The sequence below is a fragment of the Amycolatopsis sp. NPDC041971 genome, assembly GCF_055588925.1.
On record NZ_JBVJCE010000004.1, the window covers coordinates 89,223 to 105,350 of the forward strand.

18 protein-coding genes and 1 pseudogene are annotated in these 16,128 nt (G+C 68.3%); 12 read left to right on the forward strand and 7 right to left on the reverse strand.

Features of this window, described 5'->3' with window-relative positions:
* The first annotated feature begins 532 nt into the window (after positions 1–532).
* A complete protein-coding gene (locus tag ACZ6DT_RS11190) occupies positions 533–991 on the forward strand; it encodes a hypothetical protein (RefSeq protein ID WP_465592130.1) in 459 nt (152 codons plus the stop codon).
* A gap of 386 nt (positions 992–1,377) precedes the next feature.
* Here ACZ6DT_RS11190 and ACZ6DT_RS11195 read toward each other — a convergent pair whose 3' ends face one another.
* The 4 genes and pseudogenes from ACZ6DT_RS11195 to ACZ6DT_RS11210 form a co-directional block, all read right to left on the reverse strand.
* On the reverse strand, positions 1,378–1,551 hold the full coding sequence (locus ACZ6DT_RS11195) for a hypothetical protein (RefSeq protein WP_465592133.1): 174 nt from the start codon (positions 1,549–1,551) through the stop codon (positions 1,378–1,380).
* Between the two features lie 333 nt (positions 1,552–1,884).
* Complete coding sequence (locus ACZ6DT_RS11200) at positions 1,885–2,427, reverse strand: hypothetical protein (protein ID WP_465592136.1); 543 nt, start codon at positions 2,425–2,427, stop codon at positions 1,885–1,887.
* A 631-nt stretch (positions 2,428–3,058) separates the two neighbouring features.
* The gene (locus ACZ6DT_RS11205) at positions 3,059–4,636 is read right to left on the reverse strand and encodes a carboxylesterase/lipase family protein (RefSeq protein ID WP_465592139.1); all 1,578 of its coding nucleotides are present in this window, start codon (positions 4,634–4,636) and stop codon (positions 3,059–3,061) included.
* A 433-nt stretch (positions 4,637–5,069) separates the two neighbouring features.
* Positions 5,070–5,342, reverse strand: a pseudogene (locus ACZ6DT_RS11210) (hypothetical protein); the annotation flags it as partial.
* Positions 5,343–5,886: 544 nt separating this feature from the next.
* Here ACZ6DT_RS11210 and ACZ6DT_RS11215 point away from each other — a divergent pair.
* The 7 genes from ACZ6DT_RS11215 (at position 5,887) to ACZ6DT_RS11245 (ending at position 11,293) form a co-directional block, all read left to right on the forward strand.
* Positions 5,887–7,179: an ATP-binding protein gene (locus tag ACZ6DT_RS11215; RefSeq protein WP_465592142.1), complete on the forward strand. Its 1,293-nt coding sequence runs from the start codon at positions 5,887–5,889 to the stop codon at positions 7,177–7,179.
* Positions 7,176–7,604 (forward strand): roadblock/LC7 domain-containing protein, encoded by a 429-nt coding sequence (locus ACZ6DT_RS11220; protein ID WP_276368664.1) that lies wholly within the window; start codon positions 7,176–7,178, stop codon positions 7,602–7,604. The genes ACZ6DT_RS11215 and ACZ6DT_RS11220 overlap by 4 nt, the downstream gene beginning before the upstream one ends.
* The gene (locus ACZ6DT_RS11225) at positions 7,601–7,954 is read left to right on the forward strand and encodes a DUF742 domain-containing protein (RefSeq protein ID WP_276368666.1); all 354 of its coding nucleotides are present in this window, start codon (positions 7,601–7,603) and stop codon (positions 7,952–7,954) included. The genes ACZ6DT_RS11220 and ACZ6DT_RS11225 overlap by 4 nt, the downstream gene beginning before the upstream one ends.
* Positions 7,932–8,528: a GTP-binding protein gene (locus tag ACZ6DT_RS11230; protein WP_465592147.1), complete on the forward strand. Its 597-nt coding sequence runs from the start codon at positions 7,932–7,934 to the stop codon at positions 8,526–8,528. Before ACZ6DT_RS11225 ends, ACZ6DT_RS11230 begins: the two co-directional genes overlap by 23 nt.
* Positions 8,525–9,913, forward strand: coding sequence for a cytochrome P450 (locus ACZ6DT_RS11235; RefSeq protein ID WP_465592150.1), 1,389 nt, complete (start codon positions 8,525–8,527; stop codon positions 9,911–9,913). Before ACZ6DT_RS11230 ends, ACZ6DT_RS11235 begins: the two co-directional genes overlap by 4 nt.
* Positions 9,895–10,998, forward strand: a complete 1,104-nt coding sequence (locus ACZ6DT_RS11240; RefSeq protein ID WP_465592981.1) for a cytochrome P450 family protein — start codon at positions 9,895–9,897, stop codon at positions 10,996–10,998. Before ACZ6DT_RS11235 ends, ACZ6DT_RS11240 begins: the two co-directional genes overlap by 19 nt.
* Before the next feature lie 76 nt (positions 10,999–11,074).
* Entirely contained in the window at positions 11,075–11,293 is a 219-nt protein-coding gene (locus ACZ6DT_RS11245) for a DUF6191 domain-containing protein (RefSeq protein WP_465592153.1), read from the forward strand.
* A gap of 516 nt (positions 11,294–11,809) precedes the next feature.
* On the opposite strand, the gene ACZ6DT_RS11250 is transcribed toward ACZ6DT_RS11245, so the two are convergent.
* Positions 11,810–12,004, reverse strand: a complete 195-nt coding sequence (locus ACZ6DT_RS11250) for a hypothetical protein (RefSeq protein WP_465592156.1) — start codon at positions 12,002–12,004, stop codon at positions 11,810–11,812.
* Positions 12,005–12,143: 139 nt separating this feature from the next.
* On the opposite strand from ACZ6DT_RS11250, the gene ACZ6DT_RS11255 reads away from it, so the two are divergent.
* A complete protein-coding gene (locus ACZ6DT_RS11255; RefSeq protein WP_465592159.1) occupies positions 12,144–12,986 on the forward strand; it encodes a DMT family protein in 843 nt (280 codons plus the stop codon).
* A 37-nt stretch (positions 12,987–13,023) separates the two neighbouring features.
* Here the strand turns inward: ACZ6DT_RS11255 and ACZ6DT_RS11260 are convergent, their stop codons facing one another.
* Complete coding sequence (locus ACZ6DT_RS11260; protein WP_465592162.1) at positions 13,024–13,587, reverse strand: MarR family winged helix-turn-helix transcriptional regulator; 564 nt, start codon at positions 13,585–13,587, stop codon at positions 13,024–13,026.
* A 91-nt stretch (positions 13,588–13,678) separates the two neighbouring features.
* Here ACZ6DT_RS11260 and ACZ6DT_RS11265 point away from each other — a divergent pair, with 91 nt between their 5' ends.
* Both ACZ6DT_RS11265 and ACZ6DT_RS11270 read left to right on the forward strand, forming a co-directional pair.
* Entirely contained in the window at positions 13,679–14,404 is a 726-nt protein-coding gene (locus ACZ6DT_RS11265) for an SDR family NAD(P)-dependent oxidoreductase (RefSeq protein WP_465592165.1), read from the forward strand.
* A gap of 200 nt (positions 14,405–14,604) precedes the next feature.
* The gene (locus ACZ6DT_RS11270; protein WP_465592168.1) at positions 14,605–14,826 is read left to right on the forward strand and encodes a hypothetical protein; all 222 of its coding nucleotides are present in this window, start codon (positions 14,605–14,607) and stop codon (positions 14,824–14,826) included.
* A 99-nt stretch (positions 14,827–14,925) separates the two neighbouring features.
* On the opposite strand, the gene ACZ6DT_RS11275 is transcribed toward ACZ6DT_RS11270, so the two are convergent.
* A complete protein-coding gene (locus tag ACZ6DT_RS11275; RefSeq protein WP_465592171.1) occupies positions 14,926–15,273 on the reverse strand; it encodes a WGxxGxxG family protein in 348 nt (115 codons plus the stop codon).
* Positions 15,274–15,461: 188 nt separating this feature from the next.
* Here ACZ6DT_RS11275 and ACZ6DT_RS11280 point away from each other — a divergent pair, with 188 nt between their 5' ends.
* Positions 15,462–16,055 carry a hypothetical protein gene (locus ACZ6DT_RS11280; RefSeq protein WP_465592174.1) on the forward strand — a complete coding sequence of 198 codons (594 nt, stop codon included), beginning with the start codon at positions 15,462–15,464 and terminating at the stop codon, positions 16,053–16,055.
* Positions 16,056–16,128 lie beyond the last annotated feature (73 nt).

The window sequence follows — 16,128 nt, forward strand, 5'->3', positions numbered from 1 at the left end:
CCGCACCGCTGAAGTGCTGTAGGGGCCGGAGCCGGCGGCCTCCTCGGTTCACGGCGTTCGCGGACTCGGCGCTGATGACGAGATTCGCTCACTCCAGGCATATCGGCATTTGGACACCCTCGTCGGAGGGGCGCAGTCAGACATCGATGGCGGACGTCTTCTGGAGCGTCGCCACCTGCGAGCAGTGGGTTCGACCACACGGTCATCGAGGGGATCGAGCCACGTTGATGCGCTGGGACGGCAACACGTTGATGGAACAACTTCGAAGATTTCGTGCTCGCAGGTCTCGCTAAGATCGCCAAGGGGTGACACGTGATCGAGAAGGGGACGGGCGATGTCGGAAACCATCTCGGCCATACGCTTTCGGCCATCGCCGCCGCTAGCCTGGCCGTGGTTGCCGCGTCGCGCGGTGCACGGTGCTGGCGGAACCGAGGTGCTTCCAGGAGATGATGCCGCGCAGCGGCGGGCTATGCGATGGGCGGCGCATAGCCGACTGACACTCATCGGTCTGCTGGTGGTGTCCCTGCTTGGCGTGGCTGTGTTGACCCTCGTTGTCGACTGGGATTCGCTCACGTGGTCTGGAGGCGCGTACTCCCAGGTCTTCGAGGTCGCCGCCGTCCTGTGGTGGTTGGTCATCGCCTTGACCGTGCGGGAGCGGATTCGTCGCAGAGGGGAACCCTGCTCACCGATCGAGTACACGCACGGCCTGCCCGTGCCAGCTGAATTCCACGAAGATCTCTGGAGCTGCAGCTACGAGGTCCACCGGCTGGCCGAAGAGAGAGCCCGACCCACAGAATTGATGCGCTACCGGCGTGAGTGGCGTCGATATGTGCGCGCGCAGTACGACCTCTACGGACAGGCATACTTCGCCGCCGGTCGCAAAGCTCGCGCCTGCTGGCTGGGTGGCGACGCCGAAGGCTGGCGCACCCACGTGGCCACCATGAACTGCCGGTTGAGTCCCGTCGTGAGGTTGCGAGCACGTGATTCGTAACCGGAAAAGAGTAGCGTGGACGCTGTGGGGGTCCGTCATTTCCCACCGACGGCCGGGCCCGTCTCCTGTTGCGTGCAACGCTTTTCGACGTTTGCGGCACGCTCAAGCGATTCCGCGAGTGCGACGTGAGTGCTACCACCAAGGCAGGCTTGGCGGTGGCGTGGACGAACGTGCCGGATTCAGACGTTGCGCGGGGCGATCTTGGGTAGGTTTACTAGCGCGGTCTCGGTTGTGTTGTCCCCTCCCCCGATGACCGAGCCCGCGCTCGGAGGGACGGCGACAGGGGTAGCGGCCCTACCGCGCTGCCGTCTGCGCGTTCACGGAGTGATACCAGCGCCGCTATAGCGGGGTTCGTCATGCTGAAGTGTGGCATCGGTTGGAGCCGATTAGTTCGCCGCGGCCGCCCGAAGGATCGCCGCGGCCGAGCGCTCGACGTCGGACTCGGTGGTCGACCAGTTGGAGACCGAGATTGGGGCCGCCCAGCCAACAGGTGCCGTGGCGTTGTACAGGTTGCGCTTCGTGCTGCTGCGACCGGCCACGGCCGCCGGGATTGGGGCCATCCAGCTACGCCTGGACGCACCGTCTTCGGTGAGATCCGCTTTTCCTTGTGCGACATCGATCGCTGCGCTGCCCTCGTCTACGTCGAGGTTGAGGAGAAGCCCACCGGCGCCGCAACGCCGGGCGAGTACTGGCCGCGGCCGCCCAGGCGCCACGCTATGACTGGACGATGCTCCCGACCGGACAGCACCCGATCACAGTCGCCTTCTGGGCACGGGTCGGAGACATCGGGACAACTCCGTTGTCTGCCGTCGGTCCGAGCTGCTACGGGGCGAGTTCGCCCTGTAGCAGCTCGGGCGGGATGTGGGCGTTTCACCCGCCATGTTCCGGTTCGATCAGATCTTGGTGAACAGCAGATCGCTCGGGCCGGCGGTGGCTTTGACTCCTTGTTCGGTATAGCAGGCCAGGACGTCAGTGTTCGCCAGGACGATCACTTGACGGAAGGCGTAGTCCTTGAACAATCCATCGGTCACCGTGCCCTGCTGGATGACGACGTTGCTGCCGTTGGGCCGGGCGGTAACGGAGGTGATTTGAATGGTGCTGAACCGGCCGGTGTTCCAGTTGATCCGGAAGGTGCCTGACCCGGCCCCCGGCACCAGGCAGGAGAACAGGCCCCGGCCGCTGACTGTGGAGTCGCCGGCAACTGGCAGGCGGGGGTCTGGCAGCACGCCGACACAGCCACCGAAGGTGCCGGTGCCGTCGAAGGATACATCGCGCAGTTCGATATTGAATCCTGGGTCAAAGCGGGTGGCCTGAGTACCCACCGGGCACGCGAAGGTCAGCGGTTGCGGGTCGACGGCGGGGAGCGGCGCGGCGCCGGCCGCCGCGGGCGTGATTCCGGTGATCGCGCCGACGGCGATGCAGGCCGCAGCGAGCAATCTGGCAGTTAACATGGAGATGCCATGATCCTTTCGTCATCCGGTCGTCTCCGTAGAAATACGGCACGTCGGCATACGGTGTATCGGCGGCTGCCGCTCCGGGTGGCATGGAAATAAATCGCACCCTCCATACCCGGAGGGTCATACGTCAATTTAACTCGGTTCAGAATTTCGTCGGCTCAGTGGCGCCAATGATCTCGTAATCATTTATCGCCGGGGCGGATGCTTCAGTTGAAACGATGCGTTCTGGTGAGCGTGTTCCGCAAGTCGCCTTTGCGGCGACCACGCGAACGCCTGCACCTCTCACCCGATCGGCCCCGCTCAGTCGCTACCAGGCTGAACGTGGTTCGGCGTGCATCACCTGATCGTGCGCAGTAAAGGTGCGTCCGGACATCGATAGCTCGCGCAGAGCTTCTTTGGGACCCTTCGAACGAGGGTCCACAAAAGTTCGAACTCGACGTCTCACTCTGCCGTGGCGTGTGTTCACGATGCTAGGGAAACGTAGGCGGCGCGGACCGCCGAGTGATACAGCCCCGCCGGCCCGCTGCTGGACCGGCGGGGCACGGATCGCGCACCCATGCGGATCCAGATCGAGGATGTCCGCTCCTGGCCTCGGCAAACGTCCCCAGGTCTATTTCCGTGCCACGAGCCGGTCCCACAATTCGAAGTTATGCAGTTTCGCCCGGTCGACCTTGCCGATCCTGTACAAGTCCAGACCCTGGACGTAGTGAGTGGCCGCGGTCACGGGATGCCACGGCGGGAGCCCGTGCCTATTCGGGTCGCCGGCCGAAGCGAACCGTGACCAGTAGTCGATCATCCGGTCCCCCAGTCGTCGTTGAGCCGCCGTCAACGGGCGATCGTCATACGGAAAGTCAAACAGGTACTTCAGCTCGGACGCGTGTCCGGCCAGCGGCTGGACACCCACCGGGAACTCGAGAATCGGCGGTGCCGTGCGGTCCAGGAATTCATAGGCGTAGACCGGCACCGTTGCCGAGAACCGTCGTTCACTCGCCCGCTGGGCCCAGGCCCAGTCCAGATCACTCATGACCGCGCCGATGGCCTGCGCCGCCGTGCCGTGCGCGGCGACGGGGTACTCGGCGGCCACCGCCGCGGCCTTGTCACCGAAATGGGTGTCCAACGCCTTCCGGTAACCCGCCTCGGTGAGTCCGGGGAACATCGACGGCGAGAACAGGGTTCCTTCGTCCCTGGTGACGCCGGTCAAGAACGGCACGCGCTGAAAACGTCCGGCGGGCACGGCGACTGCGGGATCCTCCGGAAGCACGGCGTTGCCATAGGCCGGCAGAGGCAGGACCGGCGCGGCCAGCAGATCCGCCACCGGCACCTGCCTCAGGCAGTCCAGTGTCGTGCAGCCGAACCGGGTCGCCAGGTTCTGCCCGTGTCCCTGCTGCCACTCCGGTGGCACGAAGTACGGCACGTCGAGCAGCGGCCGGACACCCGCGCCGGCGAAGGCGTTCGATACGCACGGTGTGCTCTGTCCGATGGCTCGCTGAAACAGCCCGGCCGACCCTGGGGACGCGAGCAGGCCACAGACCGAATGGGCGCCGCCCGACTCACCCGCGACCGTCACGTTCCCCGGGTCGCCACCGAAAGCGGCGATATTGCGCTTGACCCACCGCAACGCGGCCTGCTGATCTTCGAGGCCGAACGCACCACCATCGGCGAGACCGGGAAAGCCCAGGAACCCGAGGTTCCCCAGCCGGTAGTTCACCGTCACGACGACCAGATCGCCACGTTCCGCGAGCCGGGCCGGATCGTAATCGCCACCGGCACCGGACACCAGTCCACCGCCGTGCACCCACACCAGCACCGGCGCCCTCCACACGCGCTTCTTCGCCACCACATTCAGGTACAGGCAGTCCTCGGTGTTACTGGCCGGCCTGTTGGGCAACGCGGCTTGCGGACAGCGCTCGGCCGGTCGCGTCGCGTCACGCACACCATCCCACCGCCCCGGCGCGACCGGCGCGTGCCAGCGCAACTCACCGACCGGCGGGGCCGCGTAGGGCACACCTCGATGAATCCGAAGACCGCCAGTCACCTCACCCCGCACCAACCCGGACTCGATTCGCACCACACCGCCCGACGCCGCCACCGCAGGTGCTGTTCCAACAACGAGTCCCGCCACAACTAACAGGGCCCCCAGATATCGCCTCATGCAGTCCACGGTGGCCGTCCAGAAGGAACTTGACATCAACCAATCAGTTGATCTCGGGCCACTTTTCTCGCCGTGCCGGAGTCTTGGTGGAGCACAGTTTCCATGGCGGCGAGGTCGGCGCGGTATTTCCTGATCACGCGTGGCACGCCCCCAGTCACGCGAGTTACGTCTCCAATCACGCGAGTTACGTCTCCAATCACGCGAGTTACGTCTCCAATCACGCGTGTGCGCCCTCTGCTCACGCCTGCGCGTCGGGACGGCACACGTGAGCAGAGGGACGACACGCGTGATCAGGGCCGGATCCCGCGTGATCAGGGCCGGATCCCGCGTGACTAGGGCCGGATCCCGCGTGACTGGAGCCGGAACACGCGTGCTTGCTGGCGGTTCACGCGTGACTGGAGCCGGAACACGCGTGCTTGCCGGCGGATCACGCGTGACTGGAGCCGGAACTCGCGTGCTTGCCGGCGGATCAGGGCTTCGGCAGGTAAGGGCCGAGCACCTTCTCCAGGTAGTCCGCCAGGTCGTGGAACGCGTCCAGGACGGGGTTGCCGGCGCTCGGCCGGAACCGCAGCACCTGCGGGTCGTGGTCGCTCGCCTGCTTCGCGAACTCCGCGTTCAGGTGGACGACGTCGTAGTCGAGTCCGCGTGGCGCCTTCGACGCCAGGATGTGGTCCAGCACCTGCGACTGACCCTCGAAGACGTAGCTGTACCGCTCGTTCTCGGGCAGCGAAGCGATGATGTCCTAAGGCCCTGTAGCCGGACCGACCGAGATCAGGGCCGTGGCGGCGCCGGCGTTCGATGAAGCGTTCGCGGGTGGGAAAGAACAGGCGTGGGACCGGTCTGCTACGAAACGGCCGCCGCGGCGAATTTCCAGTCAGGATGAGGGTCATAGGCCACGACGCCTACTGTCGTCACCCACGCCAGTTCAGCGCCGACGCGCCCGGCGAATTCGCGGAACTGCGTGTCACACACCAGGAGCCGCTCCGTGTTCGTCGACGAGGTCGGCGGCGGTGACGACCTTCCTCACTGGCGGTGCGCCCTTTCTTCACGAAGTCTGGGAGAACACGCCCAGTTTGCGCTACGGTACTCGCTGCTGACATTGCGCCAGGCGCGATGTGACGTCCGTCCCCGCCGTTGTGGAGCTGCGCACATGCCGTCCTGTCCCGGGCCCGCCCGAATGCTCATCGCCCGGCAGCGCGGTCGCGGCCCCGACGCGGACCTGGTGCGGCTCCCTGCGATCGCCTAGCCGGCTGGTCGGTCCCCGCCCAGCTGACCGTGAGGATTTCATGGAATACACCCTGCTGCTGGCAGGCTTGATCTGTCTGTTGTTGCTCGCCATCGCGCTCGCCGTGCTGCTGCTCCGGCAACGCAACGTCACCACCACCGTCGGCCGGTACCGAGATGCCGCCGTCGCCGAGTTGAACGCGCGCGAAGCCGAGGAGCGCCACCTGCGCGAGGTGCGGCTCCCGGCGATCGTGGAGTCGCTGGCGAATCCGTCGGTGACCGTGCCGGGCCCGCTGCGCGGCAACGGCCACGGCGATCCGCACCGCGCGGTGCTCGAAACGATCACCGAACTGCTCGGGCAGACCCGCCGCGATTCCGCCGATTCCGCCGCCGCGACCCTGCGCGCGATGATGCGCACGGTGCAGAACCTCGCCGGTGAGCAGCAGGTGCTGATCTCGGCGATGGAGGACCGGCACGACGATCCATCCGTACTCCAGGGGCTGCTCGGCCTCGACCACGCGAACTCGCAACTGGGCCGCCGCGCGCAGGCGACTGCGGTGCTCTGCGGTTCGTGGCCCGGTCTGCAGCGCTCGGCCGCCACGCTGACCGACGTGGTCCGTGGCGCCACCGGCCGTATCCGCGACTACGCGCGCGTCCAGATTCCCGCGCCGTCGGACACCGCCGTGGTCAGCCAGGCGGTGGAGCCGGTGGTGCTTGCGGTGGCCGAACTGCTGGACAACGGCGCCCGCCACTCCCAGCCCGGCTCCCCGGTGCAGGTCACCTTCCAGCAGGCGCACAACGGCCTCGCGATCATCATCGACGACGCCGGTGTCGGCATGACGGTGGAGGCGGTGCAGCGCGCGTCCTGGCTGCTCGGCGGCCACGGCGGCCAGGACATCGCCGCTCTCGGGGTGCCGCCGCGCATCGGGTTCGCGGTAATCGGTGCGCTCGCCAACCGGTACGGGTTCCGCGTCTCGGTGGACACCCGGTCGCCCTACGGCGGGGCGCGCGCGGTGCTGTTCCTGCCGACGGAACTGCTCACCAGGATCACCACGCCGAGCCCGTCCCCGGCCCCACGAACCGAAACCCCCGAAATGCCCGCTACGCCCGAACCAGCCCGGCCTGCCGAGCCCATCGTGGCCGCTTCCCCGGTGAAGACCACGGATCTGGGCACCACCGCCCACGGCCTGCCCCGGCGCCGCCGCCGCACGCTGGTCGCCAACCAGGCCCCGGAGCCTGCCGCACCGGCCGCTCCGGCGCCCGACTCGAACCCGGTCGCCACCGCCGCGGCCTGGCAACGCGGAACCCGTCGCGGCCGCGCCACTTCCACCGACCTCGAAAGGGATGCCCAGTGAGCACGAACACCGACGCGACCACCAACCGGCTCGGCTGGATGCTCGACCAGGCCCTGCAGATGCCGGAGATGCTCTACGCCGTGCTGCTCTCCGCCGACGGCCTGCTGATGGCCCATTCCGAGGGCATCAGCCGTGACGACGCCGAGCGCACCGCCGCCGCGGTGTCCGGCCTGCAATCGCTCGCCCGCGCCACCGGCGAGTTCTGCCGCCGGCCCGCCGAGCAGTGGCGGCAGACGTTGATCGAGTTCGACGGCGGGTTCGTCTTCCTCACCGCCGCCGGCCAAGGCGCCTACGTCGCGGTGTCCACCACCGGCAGGGTCGACGTCGAAGGCGTCTCCTCCCGCATGCAGGAACTGGTGCAGAGGCTCGGCCAGGAACTGACCGCGCCGCCGCGCTTCCCGGCCGCCGGAGGCTCCCGGGCATGACCCCGAACCGGCGCGAGCAGGCTTTGGTGCGGCCGCACGTGGTCACCGAGGGCCGCGCCCACCCGACCCGCAACACGCTGGACGTGGCCACCGTCGTCTCCGCCACTTGGGCGCCGATGGCCGGGCTGAGCCCGGAGAAGCGGCGGGTGATGGAGCTCTGCCGGGGCGGTGCGCTGGCCGTGGCCGAGGTGGCCGCACACTTGAACCTGCCGACCAGCGTGACCAAAGTGCTGTTGTCCGACCTGCTCGATTCCGGTCACATCGAAGCCCGCGCCGCCGTGCGCAAGGCCGATATCCCCGACCACCAACTCCTGCAGAAGGTACTCGATGGCCTCCGTGCTCTCACCTGAGAGCTACGTCCCTGCCACCGTCCGGACCTCGGTGAAGATCCTGGTGGTGGGGCCGTTCGCGGTCGGCAAGACCACTTACGTCGGCACGCTGTCCGAAATCCGCCCGCTGCGCACCGAGGAAACGATGACGCAGGCCGGTGCGCTGGTGGACGACCTGTCCGGGGTGCGCGGCAAGAACACCACCACGGTCGCGATGGACTTCGGCAGGCTGACCATCGGCGACGACGTGGTGCTCTACCTGTTCGGCGCGCCTGGCCAGCAGCGGTTCACGCAAATGTGGAAGGACCTCGCCTACGGGGCACTGGGCGCGCTGGTGCTGGTGGACCCCACCCGACTCGAAGAGTCCTTCGACGTGATGGGACTGCTGGAGGAACTGGGCCTGCCGTACGCGGTGGCCATCAACCAGTTCGACGGCGCCCCGAGATTTCCCGAAGCCGAGCTTCGCGAAGCACTGGACCTGCTTCCCGAAACCCGCCTGGTCAGCTGCGACGCCCGCGATCGCGGCTCGTCCGCGCAGGCGCTGATCAGCCTTGTCGACTACCTCTTCGACCCCACCCGCCAGGAGCATTCGTGAGCACTCCCGCCGCCGGACCACCACCCGGCTGCCCCGCGCACGCCGAGCGCGCCCGCCTCTACGACGAAGAATTCGCCCGCGATCCCGCCGGTGTCTACGCGAAGATGCGGGCCGCGCACGGACCCGTCGCGCCGGTCGAACTCGCGCCTGGCGTGAACGCCTCCCTGGTCCTCGGTTACGAAGCCGCGCTGGAAGTGCTGCGCGCGCCGTCGACCTTTCCCCGCGACCCCCGGCGCTGGCAGCAGAACCAGCCCGAGGACAACCCGGTCATGCCGATGATGGGTTACCGCCCCAACTGCCTGTTCACCGACGGCGCGGTGCACGCGCGCCTGCGCAGCGCGGTCACCGGCAGCCTGGCGCGGCTCAACCCGCACGCGCTGCGCGGTTACGTCGAGCAGACCGCGCGCGAGCTGATCGCCCGGTTTTCCGCCGAGGGCAAGGGAGATCTGCTCACCGACTACGCGACCACGTTGTCGCTGCAGGTGTTCAACCACCTCTTCGGCTGCCCGCCTGCGCTCGGGGACCGGCTGGTGGCCGGGATGCGCGGCATCTTCGACATGGTCGATCCCGAGCGCGCCAACGCCGAGCTGACCTCGAGCATGCTCGAACTGCTCGCGCTCAAGCGGGCGCAGCCGGGCCAGGACGTGCCGTCGTGGATGATGGCGCATCCGGCGCGGCTGACCGACGAGGAGATGCTGCACCAGCTGGTGCTGCTGATGGGCGCGGGCACCGAGCCGCAGCAGAACCTGATCGCCAACGGGGTGCGGCTGCTGCTGGTCGACGACCGCTTCGCCGGTGACCTGGCTGGCGGCAGCCTGCACGTGGAGGACGCGCTCGAGGAGATCCTCTGGGGCGACCCGCCGATGGCCAACTACTCCGCCGGTTACCCGTGGCCAGGGGTCGACTTCATGGGCACCCACCTGCCCGCCGCCGAACCGGTGGTGATCAGCTTCGCCGCCGCCAACACCGATCCCGCGCTGCGTGCCGAGCAGCGGGTGGGTAACCGGGCGCACATCGCCTGGGGCGCCGGCGTGCATTCCTGCCCCGCGCAGGGCCCGGCGAGGCTGATCGCCACCACCGCCATCGAAACCCTGCTCGACGCGCTGCCCGATCTGCGCCTCGCCGTGCCGGAGGACCAGCTGCAGTGGCGGCCAGGCCCGTTCCACCGCGCGCTCGCCGCGCTGCCCGTGCTGTTCACCCCCGTCGTTCCCACACCAGTTCCGTCCACCGAACCGACTGGAGAGCACCGTTGGAATCCGCCGCACCCCGCCCCCTCGTCCTCGACCCCACCGGCGCCGACATCCACGCCGAGAACGCCGAACTCCGCGCCCGCGGCACCACGACGCTGGTGGAGCTCCCTGGCCAGGTGGTGGCGTGGTCAGTAACCGATCCGGAGCTGCTCAAGCGCCTGCTCGGTGACCAGCGGGTGTCGAAGGACCCGCGGCAGCACTGGACCGCGTGGCGGGAGGGCACGGTACCCGCGGACTGGCCGCTGATGATCTGGGTGGCCGTGCAGAACATGTTCACCGCCTACGGTGGCGAGCACCGGCGGCTGCGGTCACTGGTGTCCAAGGCGTTCACCTTCCGTCGCACCGAGGCGCTGCGGCCGTGGGTCGAGGAGATCACCGGCGGCCTGCTCGATCGGATCGAGGGCGCCGACGGGGTCGTAGATCTGCGCGAGCACTTCGCCTACCCGCTGCCGATCGAGGTGATCTGCCAGCTGTTCGGCGTGCCCGACGAGCACCGCGCCGATCTGCGCAAGGCGGTCGACGGGGTGTTCAACACCACCGCCACCCCGGAAGAGGCGGCAGCCAACGGCGAGCAGATGTACCGGATCCTCGGCGAACTAGTGGCGCTGCGGCGCGCCGAGCCGGGCGACGACCTGACCAGCGGCCTGATCGCGGCACGCGACGAGGACGGTTCCTCGTTGCAGGAAGCCGAACTCGTCGACACGTTGATCCTGATGATCTCGGCAGGGCACGAGACCACGGTCAACCTGCTCGACCACGCGATCACCGCATTGCTGACCCATCCCGAGCAGTTGCGCCAAGTGCTCGACGGCGAGTACGGCTGGGGCGACGTCATCGACGAAACGTTGCGCTGGCAGGCGCCCGTCGCGCACCTCCCGCTGCGGTACGCGGTCGAAGACATCGTTGTCGACGACGAGGTGACGATCAAGCGGGGCGAGGCGATCCTGGCTTCGTACGCGGCCGCGGGCCGCGCGCCGGAGGTCGGCGACAACCCGGAGGAGTTCGACCTTTCGCGGACGAACAAGAGCCACCTCTCGTTCGGGCACGGGGTGCACTTCTGCCTCGGCGCCCCGCTGGCCAGGGTGGAGGCGGAGATCGCGCTGCCAGCGTTGTTCGCGCGCTTCCCGAAGCTGGCGCTGGCGGTCGAACCAGCGGAGCTGGAGCCCACGGCGTCCTTCATCTCCAACGGGCATCGGGTCCTCCCAGCCACCCTGGGCTGAATTCGAGTAGCTTCGCGGTGTGGACCCGGTGGAAACGCTGCTGGCCTGAAGCATTCCGGCAGGCACCCTCCTGATGGTGGCGGTAGGGGTGGTCGAACTCGTGCGCGCCAAACGGCGCAAACGGGCGGGCACCCCGCTCACCGCGACCTACGTCAACGAGGTCACCGCGATGTCCTACGGCACCAAACGCCGTGAACTCGAGCACCGAACCGCCGTCGGAATGCTCCGCGAGGAGGAAGGCGACGGCGCCCCGCCCGCCCACGGCATCGAATGGCGCGCGGCACGGTCAGGCTGACGCGCGGCGATCGAGCTTCCGGAACACGCTGAACAACCGACCAACCGGTCACCGCAGTGAGCACCATGCGGAGCACGTTGCTCGCGTTCCACTGCCAGGCGATGGCGGGTCAGCTCGGGTCCCGGCTCGCCCCTCCGGGTTACTCGGCGGGGTGCCCGATCTCGTCAAGCGGCTCGACGTCCTGACCACTCGCCCTGACGAGTTGTTGCCGACGTGGCGCTCCCGCTACCTGCCCGCTGGTCACGCCAGGACGACCGCAACACCGCGGTACTCGCCGCCTGGGGCCTTCGCGATCCGCGCGGGCGGCGTGTGCCAAAACTACGATGGCGATCATCTCATCGGGTTCGATTGGCGGTGAAGCGTCGGCGTCCTGCCCTTCCATGACGACCACGGTGTGACAAAGCAGCGAAACACGTCACTTTCAGCAGCCGATTGGGGCTCACCTCCGCGAAAGTGTTGCCAGTCTCAGAATTCTGTCGATTCGTGCAGGTCAGCGGATCGCCGCGCGGACGGGGATCAACGCGTCCGGGACTGGTCTACCCCTGAGCCCTGGTGGTCGGCTACAGTTTCTGGCCGATCCGCGTCGAGGTCCAGGAGGTAGCCGTCCAGCCCGGTTCCACCGAGAACCGATTCGATCAGCTCGGGCGCGGAGAGGATCGGTTCTCTGACTACCTCTTCGGCGGCTGCTTCGATCAAATTCGGTTCGGTCACCAGGCAATCCTGTCCTTGGCGGAGCCCGCCGACCCGATGCCACCGCGGGGGTGGGCGGCCGCTCGGCGGCGAACGAATCGAAGACACCTACAGCAGGTGACCGGTGAGCGTGCCGGAGCGTGGCTGACAGACTGCGGTGGTGATCATCGGATACGTCCTCGCGCTGCTGGCGGCGGTGGCCTCGGGTAGCGGTTCGGTGCTGGAGTCGATCGGGGTCCGCCGCGCGGGCGCTTTCGGCGGCAGCGCGCTGGACCTGGTGCGCTTGCGACGCCAATGGATTTACTTCGTCGGCATCGGCGTCGACCTGGTCGGGTTCGCCTGCGCGGCCGCCGCGTTGCAACGGCTGCCACTGTTCCTCGTCCAGTCGGTGCTGGCGTTCAGCGTCGGCGTGACGGCCGCGATTTCCGCGTTCATGGGCACCCGCCTGGCGGCGCCGGGCTGGGCCGCGCTGGGTGTCGGAGCGGTCGGGCTGATCTTGCTGGGCTTGTCGGCGCAGCCGGGGCCCGCCAAGGTGCTCCCGTCGGCATGGCGCTGGGTTCTGCCCGCGATGGCGCTGGTCGTGGGGTCGATCGCCTGGTACTTCAGGCGCTTCGATCGCCCCTGGGCGGCGCAGGTGCTCGGCTTCGCGACGGGGATCGGCTTCAGCGTGGTCGGTGTCTCGGCGCGCACCCTGGAACTACCGTCGTCCGGCTGGGCGATACTGGTGGAACCGGCCGTGTGGGCGATGATCCTCAACGGCCTGGCCGCGGCGGTCGCGTTCGCCTTCGCCCTGCAGAAGGGCGGGGCGACGGCGGTCAACGCGATCATGTTCACCACGAACACGGCGTTGTCGTCGATCATCGGTCTGGTCTTCCTCGACGACCGCATCCGCGATGGCTTCACCACGTTCACGGTCGCAGGCCTGGTCCTGGCCATGTCAGGCGCGATCGTCACCGCCCACTACGCCACTCAGGCCAAGGAACCCATCGTGCGACCCAACTGAGTTCGTGAGGTTCTGAGCGGCTACCGCACCAGCGGGTTCAGAGCGCCGTACCGCGATCGCCCACGTGGGAAACGCCGTGATCGCCGCAGCGGCTCTGGACCTCGCCGAGGAGCACCCGCAGCAGCGGGGCGAGCTGAGCCCGCTGCTCGTCGCTCAGACCGGAAACCAGTTCGAGTTCCCGCTCGAGTACCCGATCGACGGTCCGCTCCACCAATGCGTGCCCCGCCGGGGTCAGCGTCACGTACACGCTGCGGCCGGGCGGTTCGGTGTGCCGCTCGACCAGCCCCTCCCGTTCCGCGCGGGCTACCCGCTGGGAGATCGCTCCGGCCGTGACCAGGGTCGACCTCGCAAGTTCCCTGGTCGTCAGCGAGTACGGCGGGGAACTGCGCCGGAGCACGCTGAGCAGGTCCAAGGTGGCCGAATCGACGTCGGAGTCGGAGAGGACACGGCGGCGGTCCTCGCCGAACAACTTGGCCAGCTGCCATACCCGGGTCACGATGCCGATGGGCTCGGTCGACGTACCGGGCCGCTCACGCCGCCATGCCGCCTCGATCTCGTCCGCGGCGTCCGGCGTGGAGCCGTTTTCGGACGCTGTACTCATCCCAGACCTCCACCGGTTGTCGGCCGCACGACGCGCAGCTTATCATTTAGACCTAAACGTGGGTGGGAACGTCGAACCCGGAGGAGACTGAATGGCTCGGACAATCCTGGTCACCGGTGGGGGCACCGGCATCGGCAGGGCCGTGGCGGCGAGGTTCGCGACGTCGGGCGCCGTCGTGCACATCACCGGACGGCGTGAGGAAGTGCTGGTCTCGGCCGCGGCCGAGCTGGGCGCGCCGGTCCGGCCGCTCGTCTGCGACAGTACCGATCCCGAGCAGGTGACCTCCGCGCTGGCCGAGCTGGACGGGCCGATCGACGTGCTGGTCAACAACGCCGGCGGCAACACCGACTTCGACCTCCCCGAGCAGGACGGGCTCGCCGGGGTCCTCGCGCGCTGGCGGGCCAACCTGGACGCCAACCTGATCACCGCGGTGCTGACCACCACCGCGGTGGAGAGCCGACTGGCCGAAGGCGGATCGGTGATCCACATCGGGTCCATCGCCGCCGACCAGGGCGCCGGATCGTACGGCGCGGCCAAGGCCGGGCTGGCGTCGTGGAACGTCGACCTCGCCCGGCGGCTCGGCGCCCGCGGGATCACCGCGAACGTGGTGGCGCCGGGCTACATCCGCGAGACCGAGTTCTTCCGGGACAAGCTCCCCGCCGAACGGGCCGCGCAGCTGATCGAGGCGACCAGTACCGGGCGCGCCGGAATTCCCGACGACATCGCCGAAACGGTGCACTTCCTTGCTTCCCCCGGCGCGCGGCACATCACCGGGCAGACTTTCGGGGTCAACGGCGGCGCCAACCCGACCAGGTAATGGGACGAGAAGGGTCGCCGTCGCGGGCACCTCGACCGTGCCGGACGCGCCGGCCTCAGCGCGGATGCTCAGATCCATTCGGCCCAGTGAGAATGCGCATTCAGAGCAATATCTCCGCACGGGACAGCCGTCACGGTTTCGTCGTCCGGGGGCCGGGGCATCACGGCTTCACCTCAACGATCTGATCAAGGAGTCGGGCAGTGGCTAGCTTCAACGTGAAACCGTCCAAACCCTTCGCCGTCTTCGGCGCGCTGGTCGGAGTGGCGATGCTGGTGTACGTATTCGTCAACGGGGTCGGGCGGAACAGCGGTTTCCTGTGGTTGTGGGCAGCGGTGTGCGCCGGCATCGTCGGCTTCAACCTCTGGGCGGCGTTCTCCAAGCGGGGCGCCTCGGAGGTCATCGAAAGGCGGACCAACGAGTAGAAGGCCGCGGATCGCGCCGCCCGGTTCGCCAGGGGTGAAGCGCCTTCCCGAAGATCAGCCCGGGGGGACCGAGGAGCGGATCTCCGGTAGCGCGGGTGCTCAGGCGCCCGGCGGGTTCCGTCGCGGTTCGGCGGGCGGGTAGGTGTTCGCCGGCGGCGCCCCCGGACCCGCGGCCGGGTAGCCGTTCATCGCGCCCGCCTTCGGCTCACGACGAACCAGACCTGCCAGGCCCAAGAGGCCGAGAAGGCCCAGAAGACCCCACAGACCGTTGTCCCCGTCGGAGTCGTTCCTGTCATTTCCGTCGTTCGGGTCGTTCTCGGTCTGTTGGTGCCATGCCTGCGTCGCGACGGCGGGCTCGGGCATCGCGGACGCCGGAACCATGCCGGTCAGGGCGATGGCGCCGGAGATCACGAACGCGGAGACGACTTTCGCTCCCCTGTGTCGCATTTGATCATCCTTCCCTTCGGTGACAAACGATCAACAGAGCCTGCGTACCCGCGCCGAGGGTTTCCACACTCAGGTCACCTCGAATGTCACCCACACGGTTGTCTTCCGGATTAGATGACCGCCCACGGGTCACCCACTGGTGACCGGTGATGAGGAAAGTGAGGACGACAATGACGGCGTGGTGGGGTTTGACCGGACTACTCGGCCTGCTGGGGGCTTACGGACTCGTCCGGATCCGGCACCGAGCCGACGCCCAGGCCGGTGATCCGGCCGCGGACGTCTTCGCCCGGTACCCCGTCGCCCGCGGACCGGCGGTGCCGAACGCCGATACCGCGCACACCCCGCTCATGACCCCGGCGATCACCCCGGAGATGATCGGCGGCCCGGGCCGTAGGCGAGCTTCCCGGCCGAACTGGGTTCGCGGGCGCGGGCGAACCCGGCCGCCGACGTCCCAGCAGGGTCTCCCCGGAACGCAGGCCGTCGCGGAACCGCTCACCGATGCCGGCACTGTTCCGGCCCAAGCGAGCCCGCCGGAGCCGGAGACCCGGCCGGTCGCGGCGCTGCCGGAGCCCCGCCCGACGGAGGAAGGCGCGATTGCCGGAGAGCTCACTCCAGCCAAATCCGATCCGGAGGATGCCTCGGAAAAATTGGAAGCCGAAGTGGTCGAGGTACCGAAACCGGCGGAGCCCGAGGAAACCACGAACCGGTCCCGGCCGCCCCGCGTGCTCGACACGGTCATCCGCACGGCCGGGAAAGCCAAAGGGATCCTCCGCCGGAACTGATCACAGGCCTCGGGCGACGCGGGCCGGACCCCCAGAAACCGGCCCGCGCCCGATACTCGCGGCGTTCTCTCGA

Bases quoted from the DNA above. Each gene is read 5' to 3' on its own strand.
- ACZ6DT_RS11195 (WP_465592133.1), bottom strand. From the start codon at position 1,551: ATGGCCCCAATCCCGGCGGCCGTGGCCGGTCGCAGCAGCACGAAGCGC.
- ACZ6DT_RS11205 (WP_465592139.1), bottom strand. From the start codon at position 4,636: ATGTCAAGTTCCTTCTGGACGGCCACCGTGGACTGCATGAGGCGATAT.
- ACZ6DT_RS11215 (WP_465592142.1), top strand. From the start codon at position 5,887: ATGGAATACACCCTGCTGCTGGCAGGCTTGATCTGTCTGTTGTTGCTC.
- ACZ6DT_RS11225 (WP_276368666.1), top strand. From the start codon at position 7,601: ATGACCCCGAACCGGCGCGAGCAGGCTTTGGTGCGGCCGCACGTGGTC.
- ACZ6DT_RS11230 (WP_465592147.1), top strand. From the start codon at position 7,932: ATGGCCTCCGTGCTCTCACCTGAGAGCTACGTCCCTGCCACCGTCCGG.
- ACZ6DT_RS11260 (WP_465592162.1), bottom strand. From the start codon at position 13,587: ATGAGTACAGCGTCCGAAAACGGCTCCACGCCGGACGCCGCGGACGAG.
- ACZ6DT_RS11265 (WP_465592165.1), top strand. From the start codon at position 13,679: ATGGCTCGGACAATCCTGGTCACCGGTGGGGGCACCGGCATCGGCAGG.
- ACZ6DT_RS11275 (WP_465592171.1), bottom strand. From the start codon at position 15,273: ATGCGACACAGGGGAGCGAAAGTCGTCTCCGCGTTCGTGATCTCCGGC.